The sequence below is a fragment of the Anoxynatronum buryatiense genome, assembly GCF_900182905.1.
Lineage (GTDB): Bacteria > Bacillota > Clostridia > Peptostreptococcales > Tindalliaceae > Anoxynatronum > Anoxynatronum buryatiense.
The window spans coordinates 68,514-83,296 of the sequence record NZ_FXUF01000017.1 but is presented as its reverse complement, the minus strand read 5'-3'; the positions used below and the strand labels follow the sequence as shown (position 1 = coordinate 83,296).

Sequence of the window (14,783 nt, the reverse complement as noted above, 5' to 3'; positions counted from 1 at the left end):
ATACACTAAGGGGTCGGTTACTTGCAAGTACATAACTTTCAGCCACTTACAGACAGGTTATCCGTCAAAAGTTGGTGGGAAAGTTGAGTTAATTATTAAATAAAGGAATTGTGCCAATTCAATATTATCAACTGTTATCCGAGGTTGATCTTCACATGTGATAATTAAATCTTTCTGTTCAGAATTTTCGAGACTTAAATCCCAAGTTGAAATCCCGTATACAAAGCAATCTTGAATTTTAGAATCTGAGAAATCATTGTTTATAAAGCTAATATGCTCAAGTTTAGAATTCTGAAATTTTGATCCTGAAAAAGAAGTATCTTGTGCAGAACAATATGATAAATCAGAATCGATAAATGTACAATTATGAAATGATGCAGATCCAATTTTTGTTACTCGCATTGTCACATCATTAAATGTACAAGAGTCAAAATATGCATCAACTAAATCTGCAAAATTAATACTTGATCCATCAAAATTACATCTTGTATAGAATCCGTTACGTAGAGATACTCCATGAAGATCAGTATTTGAGAAGTCACAATCTTCAATATTTGGAAGATTATATATTTCATTGTGATTTGGGAATTTATCTGTAAAATTAACGTCTCTAAGGCTTGGCTTTAATCCTGGATTCTTTTCACGCCATGAATTCCAGTTTTTAACACCACTTTGCAATATTTCGATATGTTCTGCGCTTGCCATATTTTTCTCCTTTCTTCTGAGCCATGGATGGCGAAGATTTCTGTAGAGCGTTGTCGAATATGTTGTCTAACGTTTCCGTGTTTGCGACGTCCCTGAACCGGACCCTAAAGATAGGACGTCCTGGTGGAACTTTGTTCCCGGTGAGGGGATGTGGTGCGCTGACCTTTCCTAAAAGCGTGCTTCACGCACCTTTATGCAAACACATTGTTATCTGCTGTCCGTCAACTAAAGATCCCTCTTTAACAACAAACCAGTATCTAGCTAACTACAATACCTATTGACTAACGCCTCTGTTAGACTAACCTAACATGACCTTAACTCGTAATCACTTTATACTAATAGAAATAAACATTGAGGCATCTTGATTCATAAAAATTCGATTTCCATGATAGAACGTCTTAATTTCATTCGATTTAAAACCAACTTCGGTTAACCTTCTTCTCAATTCTTCATGCGAAAAACCATTATGCACTTTCGGATGGTTTATTTTATCGTTTTTGTCAAAATCAATAATAATTAACTTGCCATCATTATTTAAAATGTTGAATAACTCTTGTAAAATCTTTTTAGTATCCGGAATGTGGAGAAGAACTAATGACATTATAATTATATCTGCCTTAAGTTCAGAGGTTTCTTGGGTAAAATCTGAATAAAGCACTTTTGCGTTTGTAATTCCTTTGTCAGAAATCTTAAATTTAGCAACATCCAACATATGATTTGATGAGTCTACCAACAAAATAGAATTAACTAAATCTGATAAATCCAAACTAATTAAACCAGTACCACTCCCATAATCTATTAATGATTTCGACTTACTATTTCCTAACTCTGGTCTTACTTCCTTAACTATAACTTTAGCTAATTTGATTCTTTCTTCTGTATCATATCTTTTAGCCATCTGTTCAAAAACGTTATTTTCCATAAACTACTCTCCTATTACTAAAAAATTTAAACCATTTAGTGGTCATGATTCCAAAAAATCAAAAATTGAAGACGCTACTCTTCTATTTTCGTAGGCTTGATGTACAATTACCCTGCACTTTAGTTTAATACTCTTTTAACTTCAATACATAATTCTTCTAATTCGTACTAACCTCATCATCCATAAACAATTTAGCTACCAGCCAATATTATGTTAAGGATTGCAGATAACGTCTTATTCCCGCCACTCAGTTCGCTTTACCTCCCATTTCAGTAGGTATTTGCGAACCTTGGTTCGGCAATATCGACTTCTTTCTGTAACAATGCAGAGTCCCTTTTCTTTATTCTTCCAACAACCTATCCAACGGACTCTGAATTTTTCTAAGGCTCTTATTGCTCACATGCGTGGATATTTCAGTTGTTTTAGAACTCTTATGTCCCAACAACTCCTGTATGTACCGCAAATCTGTTCCACCTTCCAGTAAGTGCGTTGCAAAAGAATGTCTCAGCGTATGGACCGATGCCTTCTTTTTAATTTTCGCTTCCTGGCATGCTTTATTAAATACTTTTTGCACAGATCTTTCAGTTAGAAAACTGCTTTCTTTCCCTCCAGGAAAAAGCCAGTCTGTCGGCTTCTCCATTGCTGCATATTTTCTAAGCGCTTTTAATGCCACCTCCGATAAGATCGTATATCGATCATTTCTTCCCTTCCCTTGCTTAATATGAATCATCATTCTTTGTGCGTCAATGTTTTCGACTTTAAGCCGCACCACTTCACCCACTCTGAGTCCTGATGCGTCAATGCGTTATTTGAATCGGTTGGCTGAACTGCAAGTTCTTTTTCATCTTTTGTTTTCTCCTGTGTCATGGAGTCCCAAATAATTTCTTCTTCTTGAAACTCATGCTTTAGCTGCGATTGACTGCCCGAAGTGTTGGGCACCAGCCAGCACTTGCTTTTTGGATCCCATCTTCTTCCACTGATTCTCTTGATGTGCTTTACCCTCTCAGGTGTGTAAGGAAAGGAAACTGATAGTTCGTCTGCACTTTTTTGAAAAACGGTTATCAAGTATGACGCCCCCCTCCTGTCTCATGCTGAGCCAGCTCTCTTAAAAGCGGGTATATATCTCTTGCCCATACGACCACTGTCTTTATTATGCCTTAGTTATACCTGCAAATCCAGCAAATATGGTGTAAAATTCTGTGTTTTACTAAAATTTTATCCAACTTATGAGATTTTCTGTAAGTTCTTCTCACCCCATCCGTTTTGCCACACACAAAAACACCCCTTCACGCTGCCTGAATAAGGCAGATGCGAAGGGGTGCTTGTTGATCGCTGTGGGCTTTTTGAGCCTCTTATTGCTTTATGCAGTTTTTGTTTCCAAATATTCGTCGTAGGTTTTGCGGTAGTCCAGTACGCCGTTGGGGGTGATTTCGATGATGCGGTTGGCGATGGTCTGGATGAACTGGTGGTCATGGGAGGTGAACAGCACGTTGCTGCTGTAGTCTCGCAGGCCGTTGTTCAGGGCGGTGATGGATTCAAGGTCAAGGTGGTTGGTGGGTTGATCCAGTAGCAGCACGTTGGCATCGGTGAGCAGCATGCGGGAAAGCATGCAGCGCACTCGCTCACCGCCGGAAAGCACGTCCACCTGTTTCAGCGCATCTTCACCAGAGAAGAGCATTTTCCCCAGGTATCCCCGAATGTAGATTTCTGATTTTTCTTCGGAAAACTGGCGCAGCCAGTCGATGAGGTTCAGCTTCACGTCATTGAAATAGGATGAGTTGTCTTTGGGAAGCGCAGCGGTGGTAATGGTGATGCCCCATTTCACAGTGCCGCTGTCTGGCTCCATTTCGCCTGCCAGGATTTTCATCAGGGTGGAGTTCACCAGTTCATTCTCTCCCACAAAGGCGATTTTGTCGCCCTTGCCCACCATGAAGCTGACGTTATCCAGCACTTTTTCGCCGTTGATGGTTTTGCTCAGGCCTTCCACCATGAGGATGTCGTTGCCCACTTCCCGATGGGGTTTGAAGCCCACGAAGGGGTAGCGGCGGGTGGAGGGTTGGATGTCGTCCAGGGTGATTTTTTCCAGCACTTTTTTACGGGAGGTGGCCTGTTTTGATTTGGAGGCGTTGGCGCTGAACCGGGCAACGAACTCCTGAAGCTGCTTGATTTTTTCTTCCTTTTTCCGGTTCTGGTCTTTCATCATTTGCAGGGCCAGTTGGCTGGACTCATACCAGAAGTCGTAGTTACCGGTGAAAATTTTAATTTTGCCAAAGTCTACATCCACCATGTGGGTGCAGGTTTTATTGAGAAAGTACCGGTCATGGGAGACGAAGATGACGATGCCGTCGAAGTTCATGAGAAATTCTTCCAGCCAGTGGATGGACTGAATATCCAGATGGTTGGTGGGCTCGTCCAGCACCAGAATATCCGGGTGGCCGAAAAGGGCCTGGGCCAGGAGTACTTTCACTTTTTGGGCGCCTTTCAGGTCAGCCATGCGGTGGCCGTGCAGGCCAGTACCGATGCCCAGCCCCTGAAGAAGGGAAGAAGCTTCTGCTTCGGCTTCCCAACCGTTAAGTTCTCCAAATTCTGCCTCCAGATCGGCGGCTTTCATGCCGTCTTCATCACTGAAGTCTTCTTTGGCATAGAGGGCGTCTTTTTCTTTCATGATTTCATGAAGGCGGGCGTTGCCCATGATGACGGTCTCCATGACTTCCACGCTGTCATACTGGTAGTGATCCTGCTTCAATACTGACATGCGCAGGTTGGGGCCCACGTGTACTTCTCCTTTGTTGGCTTCCACGTCTCCTGCCAGCACTCTCAGAAAGGTGCTTTTGCCGGCTCCGTTGGCACCGATGACGCCGTAGCAGTTGCCCGGGGTAAACCGGAGGTTGACATCTTCAAATAATTTTTGTCCGCCAAAGCTGACGGCCAGGTTGGTTACATTAATCACGTTTTCTTCGTTCCCTTCTCTCGATCCTCGCGCATTGATATGTTGACACAAGTGTTGATAGGTGTTGATATATTGACGCTGGTGTTGATATGTTTACACGATTTTGGTGGTCCAGTCTTCGCAGTTCCAGATTTCTGTCACCACTTCCCGGTAGAACTCGGGTTCGTGGCTGATGAGAAGAATGCTTCCCTTGAAGGCTTTCAGGGCTCTTTTCAGCTCTTCTTTGGCGTCCACATCCAGATGGTTGGTGGGTTCGTCCAGCACCAGCAGGTTGGTTTCTTTATTGATGAGCTTGCACAGGCGCACCTTTGCCTGTTCGCCGCCGCTGAGCACCCGCACCTGGCTTTCAATGTGCTTGGTGGTGAGGCCGCATTTGGCCAGGATGCCCCGCACTTCTCCCTGGTTCAGGGCGGGGAAGGCTTCCCAGACTTCTTCGATGCAGGTGCGCTGGTTTTCTTCTTTAATCTCCTGTTCAAAGTAGCCGATGTGCAGGTAATCGCCTTCTTCCACCACGCCTTCAATGGGGGTGATTTCTCCCAGCAGGCTGCGGAGCAGGGTGGTTTTGCCTAGGCCGTTGGCTCCCACCAGGGCGATTTTCTGGCCCCGTTCCATTTTCAGGTTCAGGGGACGGGAAAGGGGTTCATCGTAGCCGATGACCAGCTCCTGGGTTTGAAAAATCAGCTTGCCGGAGGTGCGGGCGACTTTGAAATTGAACTCTGGCTTGGGTTTTTCCCTGGCCAGTTCAATGACATCCATTTTATCCAGTTTTTTCTGCCGCGACATGGCCATGTTCCGGGTGGCCACCCGGGCTTTGTTGCGAGCCACGAAATCTTTCAGCTCGCCGATTTCCTGCTGCTGCCGCTTGTAGGCGGATTCCAACTGGGATTTTTTCACTTCGTACACCTGGAGAAAGTTCTCGTATGTGCCGGTGTAGCGATCAAGCTTCTGGTTTTCCATGTGATAAATCACATTCACCACGCTGTCGAGAAAGGGCATGTCGTGGGTGATGAGGATAAAGGCGTTTTCGTAGGCCTGGAAGTACCGGCGCAACCACTCGATGTGGGTTTCGTCCAGGTAGTTGGTGGGTTCGTCCAGCAACAGGATTTCCGGTTTTTCCAGCAGGAGTTTTGCCAGCAGAATTTTGCTGCGCTGGCCGCCGCTGAGGTCGTTGACTTCTTTGTCCAGCCCGATATCTGTCAGCCCCAGGCCCCGGGCCACTTCTTCCACCTTGGCGTCGATGATGTAGAAGTCGTTGTGGTCCAGCATGTCCTGTATCACGCCCACTTCTTCCAGCATGGCGTTCAGCTGGTTTTCATCCACGTCTCCCATTTTTTCGTAAAGGCTGTTCATTTCTGCTTCCATATCAAAGAGGTATTTGAAAGCACTTTTCAGTACGTCCCGAATGGTCATGCCTTTTTCCAGCACGGTGTGCTGGTCCAGGTAGCCCACCCGCACCCGTTTGGACCACTCCACCGTGCCGGCGTCTGGCTCCAGCTTGCCGGTGATGATGTTCATGAAGGTGGATTTGCCTTCGCCGTTGGCACCAATAAGGCCCACGTGCTCTCCCTTCAGCAGCCGGAAAGACACATCGTCGAAGATGGCCCGGTCGCCAAAGCCGTGGCTCAGGTTTTTAACCGTTAACAAACTCATGATTGCTGTTCTCCTTTTTCCCTGGTTCACTGTTGATGACATGTTTCGTGCTGTTGTCATGCCGTTGTCAGACTGTGGTTATACTGTTGTCAGACTGTCTTGATCCTGTTATGGTTATCATCTGACGACATGTGAGGATGATCATCTACTCACACGAAAACACGCTGCCTGTGCCGGTGAAGCGCGGCATCCTGCAGCGTGTGCCCGATTCAAATCCCATTTGCCGGCAGCAAAAGAACCTCATGGGTCTTCCTGCCCGGCTCTTGCGAGTTTCCTGTTGGTCTTGTAAATATTTACACAGCGGTTCCTTTGAAACGCTTGCCATTGTCGCGTATATTATAGCACACAATCATCATTCGTTAAAGGTACTTTCTTTTTTATCACCACTGCCGGTGAAAAGACCTTTTCTGAGAGTATACCGCGATCACCTGGTATTGGGGTATAATGAAGTAGCTGAACCAGCCGAATCGACTGAACCGACTGAACCGACTAAAAAATCTTCCTTTAACGGTGGTGCTCATGGAATGGTGATGTTTATGAAATGGTGGTACTTATGAAAAAGCGAATCTATTGGCTGCGCTTGTTCTGTTTGCTCAGTTTGTCTTTTTTGCTCTGTGCCCTTTTTTCCACCCCCGTTTATGCCGCCGCTGAAGTATACCGGGTGGCGGGAGACAGGGATTTCCCCCCCTACGAATATGTGGATGCCGACGGGAATTTCAAAGGCTTTAATGTGGATTTGCTGAAAGCCATCAGCCTTGTCACCGGAATGGAGTTTGAGTTTATCCCCATGAAATGGGAGCATGCGTATGTGTCGGTGCATCAGGGCCAGGCTGATTTAATACAGGGAATGAAGGAATCGGAACAGCGGAAAAGCATTTTCTTGTTTTCAGAATCACTCCTCACCAGTTCTCAGTCCATCTTTGTCTTGGATCAAAACAACACTGTTCGAAATGAAAGTGATTTGAAGGGAAAAACCATCGCTCTGAACAAAGAAGATATCAGTTATCGGGAAATCAGTGAAATTGAAAATGTCATCATCGCTGAGTATGATTCCCTGGGGGAAGCGCTTCAGGGTTTATTGGACGGGGAGGTGGATGCCTTAATCGGCAATACCCTCACTGTCAACTATTTATCCAAAGAAAAAAATGCCATCGACCTTGTGAAGATTGTCGGCAGGTCGATGAACGAACAGAAATACGCCATCGCCGTTCATCGAAGCAACCCGGAGCTGCTGAAGAAGCTGAATGATGGTATTCTGGAGATTCAAAACAACGGCATGTATGATTCATTATATCGAAAATGGTTTGGTGCACCCATTAAAAATGCCACCTCCAATTACGAAGTTCTTTGGAAATATACCCTGGGCATTATCGGCGCACTGGTTGCCTTGGTGACCATGATTAAAAGCGCCAACAACAAGTTGAAACGGATGATCGCCGTCAAAACCGAAGAACAGAAAGCCCTGATGCATGAGCTTCGGCATTATGATAAGCTGCAGTTCATGAACAAAATCATTTCGTCCATCGCTCATGAAATTCGAAATCCGCTGACCTCCATTAAAATATATACCAATCAGATGCCCCAAAAAATCGACAACCGCGCCTTTCTGCTGGCCGCCTCTGAAGATATTCCCCAGGAAATTGACCGGGTTGACCGCCTGCTGAAAGAATTTATGGAGTATGCCTCTCCCAAAAAACCTGTTATTGCCACCATCAACTTATATGATGAGTTGATGAGCGCCATCAAGCTGGCAAAATTTCACATGGATCACATGCGCATTCGGGTGTCGGTGGACAGGCAGCTGTTCGTAACCTTTGATGTCTCCCAGTTTAAACAGGTTGTCTTGAACTTGCTGCTGAACAGTCACGAGGCCCTGCGAAACGCCGATGATGCTGTCGTTGAAATAACGGCCCAGGAAAGGGGCCATGAAATCGTACTCACTTTTCAGGATAACGGCTGCGGCATGAGCCGGGAAAACCTGCCCCATATTTTCGAGCCTTTTTACACCACCAAGGAGTTCGGCAACGGGGTGGGCATGTTTGTGGTGAAACAGATCATTGATGACAACGGCGGCCGGATCACCGCCGAAAGTGACGGTCCCCACCAGGGAATGCGCATTCACATGAGCCTTAAAAGGGGTGATGAAGATGAAGCATAAACTATTGATTGTAGATGACGAACCTAAAATACTCAGATCTCTCACATTTTTGCTGGAGGAGCACTTCGAGGTTTACACCAGCGATAACTCAAAAGATGCCCTTGCCATTTTCAAAAAAGAAGCCATTTTCCTCATGCTCCTGGATTTAAGGCTGAATGACGAAAGCGGCCTGCAGCTCATGAACCAGTGTCTCAATCACCAGCCAAAGGCCTGCATTATCATGATGACGGCCTATTCCACCCTGGAAAACTCCATTAACGCCATTAAATCGGGGGCTTATTATTTCATTCCCAAGCCCATTAACAATGACCAGCTGCTGCTACTGCTGAACACCGCCACTGAAAAGCTGGAAATGTTCAGGAAAATTGACCACCTTGAAGGTCACCTGAAAAAGGAACTCATTGGCAGCTCCCCCTGTATTCAGAAAATCACCGAGATGATCGACAAGGTGAAAGATACCGATGCCACCATTCTCATCACGGGTGAGAGCGGTACGGGAAAAGAACTCATCGCCCATCAGATTCACCGGTCCAGTAATCGCTCTGCCTACCCTTACGTGGCCATTAACTGTGCCGCCATGCCGGGAGAACTGCTGGAAAGCGAGCTTTTCGGCTACCGTAAGGGGGCCTTTACCGGCGCCCAGAGAGATGAAATGGGCATTATCAGAAGGGCCCACAAAGGCACTCTTCTTTTGGATGAAATCGGAGAAATGGATTTACGCCTGCAGTCTAAACTGCTGCGGTTTCTCCAGGATAAAGAGGTGCGGCACATTGGCTATGCCCAGACACACCAGGTTGATGTGAGAATCATTGGCATCACCAACCGGGACCTGACCAGGGAAGTGGAAAAGGGCACCTTCAGGGAAGACCTCTATTATCGTATTAACGTGATCAACATTGTGTCGCCCCCTTTAAGGGAACGCATTGATGATTTGCCCCATCTGGCAACCCATTTCATCGACAAATACAACATTGCCTACAACAAAAACGTACGGGGGTTTTCTGATGAAGCCTTTGAAGTGCTTCGAAAAAACCCCTTTAAGGGCAATGTGCGGGAGCTGGAGAATATTGTGCAGCGAGCTGTGCTGCTGAACACAGGGGATTTCATCGAACCCCATGTGCTGCATATCGGCCAGCCCAAAGAAACCCAGACGGCCAGTCATGCGTCAGACCCCTATTTAACGATTTTTGAAGGCGAGAGCATGAAAGAAATTGAGAGAAAAGTGATTGCCTTTGCCCTGAAGAACAACGATCACAACAGAAAATGGACTGCCGACAGCCTGGGCATCAGCGAAAGAACCCTGCGGTACAAGATAAAAGAGTATCACTTATAATACAGCCCTGATCCCACGGCCATCGACCGATACAAACAACGCGTGACCGGCAGCACAACCCTCCCCAGACGATCAAACCATCATTCAGCAACCCTGCAGATTTTGCACCGTGCAAATTTTGCAGGGTTGTTTTCTGCCTGAACCGCATTGCCATCTTTTCGCCGCGCCCCGCATGCCTTGCCATTGGGGCGTTGTTTGATGGGGTGATCCTTGGCATGAATCATGCAGTAGATCACCTAAGAAGCGGCTGCCATAAAGAGGGAATGAAGGAATACGGGAGGGGGAAGAGAACAGGGAGGGAGAAGAAAAAAGAGAGAAAGAACGTATTTGCCGGAAATTGCCGGGATGGGTGACCACAGAAAATGATGCTACCGGCGATGTTAGCAATGATGTTACCAATGATATTACTAAGGAGGATACCGATGAGCTTTGAACTAATTGATGGTCTTTCAATGATCAATGTGAATTCCACTGTTACGTTGGCGTTTGCCGCAATCTTATTACTTTTAGGGTATTATACAAAAGACAAAGTGAAGCTGCTGGACAAATATTGTATCCCTGCACCCGTTATCGGCGGCTTCATCTTCATGTTTGTCACCTGGGTTGGTCACCTGACAGGCTCTTTTGCCTTCACCTTTGACAACATGTTTCAAAACACCTTTATGCTGGCCTTCTTTACCACAGTGGGCCTTGGCGCCAGCTACAAACTGCTTGTAAAAGGCGGCAAACTCCTGATTGTCTACTGGCTCATCGCCGGCGTGGTTTCCATCTTTCAAAACACCCTGGGCGTTACCCTTGCCAAAATCATTGGACTGGAAACCCCTTATGCTTTGCTGGCCAGTGCCATTTCCATGATCGGCGGCCACGGTGCAGCTCTTTCCTACGGAACCACTTTCGGTGAAATGGGCTATGAAGTGGCCCCCTTGGTGGGAGCAGCTGCCGCCACCTTTGGTCTGATTTCTGCCGTGCTTGTGGGCGGCCCCCTGGGAAGAAGATTGATTGAAAAGCACAATCTGAAACCCGATGAAGATGCAGCGTTCGATACCTCTGTCACTGATATTAACGTGGGTCTGGCTGAAAAACTCAGTTCCCTTGATGTCATTAAGAATGTGTCTGTCATCCTTATCAGCATGGCCCTGGGAACCATTGTTTCCGGCTGGATCAGCAACATCATCAACATGGGCTTTCCTTCCTATGTTGGCGCCATGTTTGTGGCGGTTATACTCCGAAACCTCAATGAAAAGCTTCACTTCTACCGATTTGACTTTGCCCTGGTTGATGAAATTGGCAATGTGATGCTGACCCTGTATCTCTCTTTAGCACTGATGACGCTGAAACTTTGGGAACTCTCCGGCCTGATTGGCGGGGTCTTCATTGTTGTCATGGCCCAGGTGTTATTGGTTTCACTGCTGGCGTACTTTGTCGTATTCAGAATCCTTGGCAAAAATTACGATGCTGCCGTGATGTGCGCCGGTTTATGTGGCCACGGTCTGGGAGCCACTCCCTCAGCCATTGTGAACATGACAGCCGTCAATGAAAAATACGGCATGAGCCGTAAAGCCATGATGATTGTTCCCATCGTCGGCGCATTTTTAGTAGATGTGATTTACCAGCCCCAAACCATCTGGTTTATTAAAACCTTTATTCAAAGCTTAAATTAGAGAGGAGCCACGAACCATGAAAAAACTGATGGAATGTATTCCCAACTTTAGCGAAGGCAGAAACCAGGCACTGGTGGAGCAAATCATTGATGAAGCAAGAAAAGTGGCCGGCATCACGATCCTGGACTACTCATCGGACAAGGACCATAATCGGACGGTGCTGACAATGATCGGATCACCTGAGCAGGTGAAAGAAGCCGCCATTAATACCGCCCAAAAAGCCGCTGAGCTGATTGACATGACCAAGCACGAAGGGGCCCATCCCCGCATGGGTGCCACCGATGTGATTCCTTTTACACCTGTATCCAATGTGACCATTGACGAGTGCATTCAGGTGGCCAAAGAAGTGGGTGCCGCATTGGGAAGCTGGGGAATTCCCGTCTACCTCTATGAAGATGCAGCTTCAAAGCCTGAGCGCACCAACCTGGCCCAGGTTCGAAAGGGCCAATATGAAGGTTTTTTTGAAAAAATCAGTGACGAAGCCTGGAAGCCTGATTTCGGCCCCCAGGAAATGAATGCCAAAAGCGGTTGCACTGCCGTTGGCGCTCGAGTACCACTGGTGGCTTTCAACATTAATCTGGATACCCCCGATGTGGAAATTGCCGATAAGATCGCCAAAAAAGTCAGACACATTGGCGGCGGCCTGCGCTTTGTGAAGGGCATCGGTTTAAAGCTGGAGGAACGCAACCAGACACAGGTTTCCATGAACCTGGTGAATTTTGAGAAGTCATCCGTCTATCAGGCTTTTGAGATGGTGAGAATCGAAGCAAAAAGATACGGCGTCAATATCGTTGGCAGTGAAGTCATCGGTACCATTCCCATGAAGTCGCTTTTGGATGCCGCCGAGTATTATTTGCAGATTGAGAACTTCAACATGGATCAGATATTGGAAAAAAGACTGCTGGATGAAAAGTAAATCAGACGGAGGTATATCATGAACTATATTGATGTGTTGGATTTGATTTTGGACACCGACGACGTGACTGTGGGAGGCGGCAGTGCTTCTGCTTTGGCAGGCGCAACCGCCTGCGGACTTATTGGCATGGTCTGCAAGCTGTCCACTAAAAAAGATTATGGGGTTGCACCAGAGGCTCAATTGGCATATGCTGTTGAGTTGGAAGAGCTGCGGGAGCAGCTGCTTGCCGGCGTGGTCACCGATGCCAACGCTTACGGTGTTATCAGAGATGCTTATAAGCTGCCCAAGGAAACCGATGAAGAGAAGGCAGCCCGGGCCCAGGCCATTGCCAATGCGGGAATCGTTGGCGCCACTGCCCCCATGGAAAACGCCACGCTTTGCCACCGGGTGTATCACATCGGTCTTGCCCTGGTGAATCAGTCCAACCCCAATTGCCACTCTGACCTGATCATCGGCTGCGAGTTGGCTAAAATTGGCGCCAATGGCTGCGTGATGAACATTGAAGCGAATTTGTCTCTGGTAAAGGATCAGGAAAAAATCAACGCTTTTAACGCGGCTATTACCGAATTAAAAATCAGTTAAATGCGATGATCCACCGACAGCAGTCTCCCGGAATGCCAACTTGACTGAAGGGGAAGGTGCTTTCTCATGAAGGAAACCATTGTTCATCGTGACGCATTCATCACCACTCAGTGGGCCGGGGGCGAAACCACCCAGCTGGCCATCCATCCTGAAAATGCCCTTTTTTCTGAAAGAGATTTTTTATGGCGCATTTCGTCGGCCACCTTCACCACCACTCAGTCTGTTTTCTCGGATTTCAGCGGTTACCAGCGGTACCTGCTGCCCCTGAGAGGGAACCTGCGACTGTCCCACGAAAGATTGTTTGCCCGGGAGCTGGCGGCCTATGAGCCGGCGTACTTTGACGGCGCCTGGCCGACGGCTTCAGAAAACTCCCCCGACTGCATTGACTATAACTTTATTGTGAAAAATGGCACCACCGCGTTGTTACAGGTGCTGCAAGAGGGGGATGAACACCTGGTTGATGTGCCGGCCATGATCACCTGCTTTTCAGTTGACGATATGGTCATTCATCTGAAAAAGGCCGGTGTTCAAAGGGAGATCAGTGGATTTTCCCTGTATATGCTGGAAACGGAGGCAGGAGAAAGTGTGTCTGTTGCCAGGGCCAGCGCACCGGTGATTCTCACCAAGTGTGCCGCCGGGTAGTGAGAAACGGTTGTTGTGATGAAAAATCGAAAGCGCCCGAAAGCGCTGCTTCTATCCTCCCGGGGGTGAAGCAGCGCTTTCTTTCATGCCTGTTTTTTATTGAATGTTTCTCATATTTTTGGTATGCTTCCCTAGGTCTGGGGTATGAATTAACAGCTGGACACTCATTCGGGAGGCGATGCAGCCATGGGGTTTCGATGGCACCACACACATAACAATCAGCTGGAGGAGATGAAAAACAGTATCGTGGCTGCCGTACTGGGCATCAGTGTGCTGGTGTTTGCGGCAACCGTGATCATTAACCTATTAAATCATCGTCCCTGGGAAAATGTGGTGCTTCCGCTTGTGGCAGCCATCATCATGTACAGTGCGTACCGCCTCTATCGTAAAAACCGTCTCCGCCGCTTCATCAAACCTTTTTTTCTAACCTTTCTATGTTTTGTTTACCTGCCTGCTGCCTGGCTTACCTCTCCCGGCTCTTACAGTGCCATGTCTTTTTACGGGATGACCATTCTGTTTGTCAGCATCATCGTTGCCAACGAGTGGTGGGAGTACCTCTTTCCCCTGGGCACCGCTCTTATCACCATTTTTCTTTTGCTTTACGAACCTTTTCGGCCATTCCAGTACACCCTTTATGCTGATCCGTCGCTGCGGGCACTGGACCTCTCCATCAACTATCTCATTGCCGCCGCCACTTTTTTTGTGGTGATCATGGTGATGAACCGATCTTTCACCAGTGAGCACCAGCGTATTTTTGATGCCTCCATTACCGACACGCTGACAGGACTCTACAACCGGCGTTACCTGTATCACTTGCTGGGAACCCTTACCGGCGAGAATGCCGCTCCACACTCAGCCTTTACACTGCTGATGATGGATCTGAACCATTTTAAAAAAATCAATGACACCTTCGGCCATTCAGAGGGCGATGTTGTCTTAAAGGCCTTTGCGGAGGTACTGCGCCAGGCTTCCCGTAAAAGCGACATTGCCATTCGTTATGGCGGTGATGAGTTTATTCTGCTGCTCATGGGCACCGCCGATGCCGACGCCGTTCAGGTGGAGGAACGGGTTGCCCAGCTTTTTCAGCCCATTTGTGACCAGTACCCTGCCGTCGGTCTTTCTGTCAGTTTTGGCCGGGCGGACAGCGAAGCGGGAACAGCCGATGAGATTATCAAGCTGGCGGATGACCTGCTTTATCAGAATAAAAGCAGCAGGTCGCAGATACCGGCTGATTAGCATGATGATCCTGCTGATTTAAAAATCA

The 14,783-nt window shown here is 47.3% G+C and carries 14 protein-coding genes; 8 read left to right on the top strand and 6 right to left on the bottom strand.

The window, feature by feature from the left end; genetic code table 11:
* Positions 1–57 precede the first annotated feature (57 nt).
* The 6 genes from QOL74_RS16275 to QOL74_RS16250 all read right to left on the bottom strand — a co-directional run bounded on the left by QOL74_RS16275 (position 58) and on the right by QOL74_RS16250 (position 6,227).
* On the bottom strand, positions 58–705 hold the full coding sequence (locus QOL74_RS16275; RefSeq protein ID WP_283410565.1) for a pentapeptide repeat-containing protein: 648 nt from the start codon (positions 703–705) through the stop codon (positions 58–60).
* Between the two features lie 325 nt (positions 706–1,030).
* A complete protein-coding gene (locus tag QOL74_RS16270; protein WP_283410564.1) occupies positions 1,031–1,627 on the bottom strand; it encodes a class I SAM-dependent methyltransferase in 597 nt (198 codons plus the stop codon).
* Between the two features lie 340 nt (positions 1,628–1,967).
* Positions 1,968–2,408 (bottom strand): tyrosine-type recombinase/integrase, encoded by a 441-nt coding sequence (locus tag QOL74_RS16265; RefSeq protein WP_283410563.1) that lies wholly within the window; start codon positions 2,406–2,408, stop codon positions 1,968–1,970.
* On the bottom strand, positions 2,357–2,692 hold the full coding sequence (locus QOL74_RS16260; protein ID WP_283410562.1) for a hypothetical protein: 336 nt from the start codon (positions 2,690–2,692) through the stop codon (positions 2,357–2,359). The genes QOL74_RS16265 and QOL74_RS16260 overlap by 52 nt, the downstream gene beginning before the upstream one ends.
* Positions 2,693–2,987: 295 nt before the next feature.
* Positions 2,988–4,577 (bottom strand): ABC-F family ATP-binding cassette domain-containing protein, encoded by a 1,590-nt coding sequence (locus tag QOL74_RS16255; RefSeq protein WP_283410561.1) that lies wholly within the window; start codon positions 4,575–4,577, stop codon positions 2,988–2,990.
* A gap of 93 nt (positions 4,578–4,670) precedes the next feature.
* A complete protein-coding gene (locus QOL74_RS16250; protein WP_283410560.1) occupies positions 4,671–6,227 on the bottom strand; it encodes an ABC-F family ATP-binding cassette domain-containing protein in 1,557 nt (518 codons plus the stop codon).
* A 137-nt stretch (positions 6,228–6,364) separates the two neighbouring features.
* On the opposite strand from QOL74_RS16250, the gene QOL74_RS16245 reads away from it, so the two are divergent.
* From QOL74_RS16245 to QOL74_RS16210, 8 genes are all read left to right on the top strand, one after another.
* Positions 6,365–6,784 carry a hypothetical protein gene (locus QOL74_RS16245; RefSeq protein ID WP_283410559.1) on the top strand — a complete coding sequence of 140 codons (420 nt, stop codon included), beginning with the start codon at positions 6,365–6,367 and terminating at the stop codon, positions 6,782–6,784.
* A complete protein-coding gene (locus tag QOL74_RS16240; RefSeq protein ID WP_283410558.1) occupies positions 6,781–8,385 on the top strand; it encodes a transporter substrate-binding domain-containing protein in 1,605 nt (534 codons plus the stop codon). Before QOL74_RS16245 ends, QOL74_RS16240 begins: the two co-directional genes overlap by 4 nt.
* Positions 8,375–9,718, top strand: a complete 1,344-nt coding sequence (locus tag QOL74_RS16235; RefSeq protein WP_283410557.1) for a sigma-54-dependent transcriptional regulator — start codon at positions 8,375–8,377, stop codon at positions 9,716–9,718. Before QOL74_RS16240 ends, QOL74_RS16235 begins: the two co-directional genes overlap by 11 nt.
* A 422-nt stretch (positions 9,719–10,140) precedes the next feature.
* Complete coding sequence (gltS, locus tag QOL74_RS16230; protein ID WP_283410556.1) at positions 10,141–11,379, top strand: sodium/glutamate symporter; 1,239 nt, start codon at positions 10,141–10,143, stop codon at positions 11,377–11,379.
* A 16-nt stretch (positions 11,380–11,395) separates the two neighbouring features.
* Complete coding sequence (ftcD, locus tag QOL74_RS16225; RefSeq protein WP_283410555.1) at positions 11,396–12,295, top strand: glutamate formimidoyltransferase; 900 nt, start codon at positions 11,396–11,398, stop codon at positions 12,293–12,295.
* Positions 12,296–12,313: 18 nt separating this feature from the next.
* Positions 12,314–12,877 (top strand): cyclodeaminase/cyclohydrolase family protein, encoded by a 564-nt coding sequence (locus tag QOL74_RS16220; protein ID WP_283410554.1) that lies wholly within the window; start codon positions 12,314–12,316, stop codon positions 12,875–12,877.
* A gap of 66 nt (positions 12,878–12,943) precedes the next feature.
* Positions 12,944–13,519: a HutD family protein gene (locus QOL74_RS16215; RefSeq protein ID WP_283410553.1), complete on the top strand. Its 576-nt coding sequence runs from the start codon at positions 12,944–12,946 to the stop codon at positions 13,517–13,519.
* Between the two features lie 186 nt (positions 13,520–13,705).
* Positions 13,706–14,755, top strand: coding sequence for a GGDEF domain-containing protein (locus tag QOL74_RS16210; RefSeq protein WP_283410552.1), 1,050 nt, complete (start codon positions 13,706–13,708; stop codon positions 14,753–14,755).
* The last annotated feature ends 28 nt before the right edge of the window (positions 14,756–14,783 follow it).

Excerpts from the sequence above, each read along its gene's own strand:
- QOL74_RS16275 (WP_283410565.1), bottom strand. The coding sequence starts at position 705 with ATGGCAAGCGCAGAACATATCGAAATATTGCAAAGTGGTGTTAAAAAC.
- QOL74_RS16270 (WP_283410564.1), bottom strand. The coding sequence starts at position 1,627 with ATGGAAAATAACGTTTTTGAACAGATGGCTAAAAGATATGATACAGAA.
- QOL74_RS16250 (WP_283410560.1), bottom strand. The coding sequence starts at position 6,227 with ATGAGTTTGTTAACGGTTAAAAACCTGAGCCACGGCTTTGGCGACCGG.
- QOL74_RS16245 (WP_283410559.1), top strand. The coding sequence starts at position 6,365 with ATGATCATCTACTCACACGAAAACACGCTGCCTGTGCCGGTGAAGCGC.
- QOL74_RS16240 (WP_283410558.1), top strand. The coding sequence starts at position 6,781 with ATGAAAAAGCGAATCTATTGGCTGCGCTTGTTCTGTTTGCTCAGTTTG.
- QOL74_RS16235 (WP_283410557.1), top strand. The coding sequence starts at position 8,375 with ATGAAGCATAAACTATTGATTGTAGATGACGAACCTAAAATACTCAGA.
- gltS (WP_283410556.1), top strand. The coding sequence starts at position 10,141 with ATGAGCTTTGAACTAATTGATGGTCTTTCAATGATCAATGTGAATTCC.
- ftcD (WP_283410555.1), top strand. The coding sequence starts at position 11,396 with ATGAAAAAACTGATGGAATGTATTCCCAACTTTAGCGAAGGCAGAAAC.
- QOL74_RS16220 (WP_283410554.1), top strand. The coding sequence starts at position 12,314 with ATGAACTATATTGATGTGTTGGATTTGATTTTGGACACCGACGACGTG.
- QOL74_RS16215 (WP_283410553.1), top strand. The coding sequence starts at position 12,944 with ATGAAGGAAACCATTGTTCATCGTGACGCATTCATCACCACTCAGTGG.
- QOL74_RS16210 (WP_283410552.1), top strand. The coding sequence starts at position 13,706 with ATGGGGTTTCGATGGCACCACACACATAACAATCAGCTGGAGGAGATG.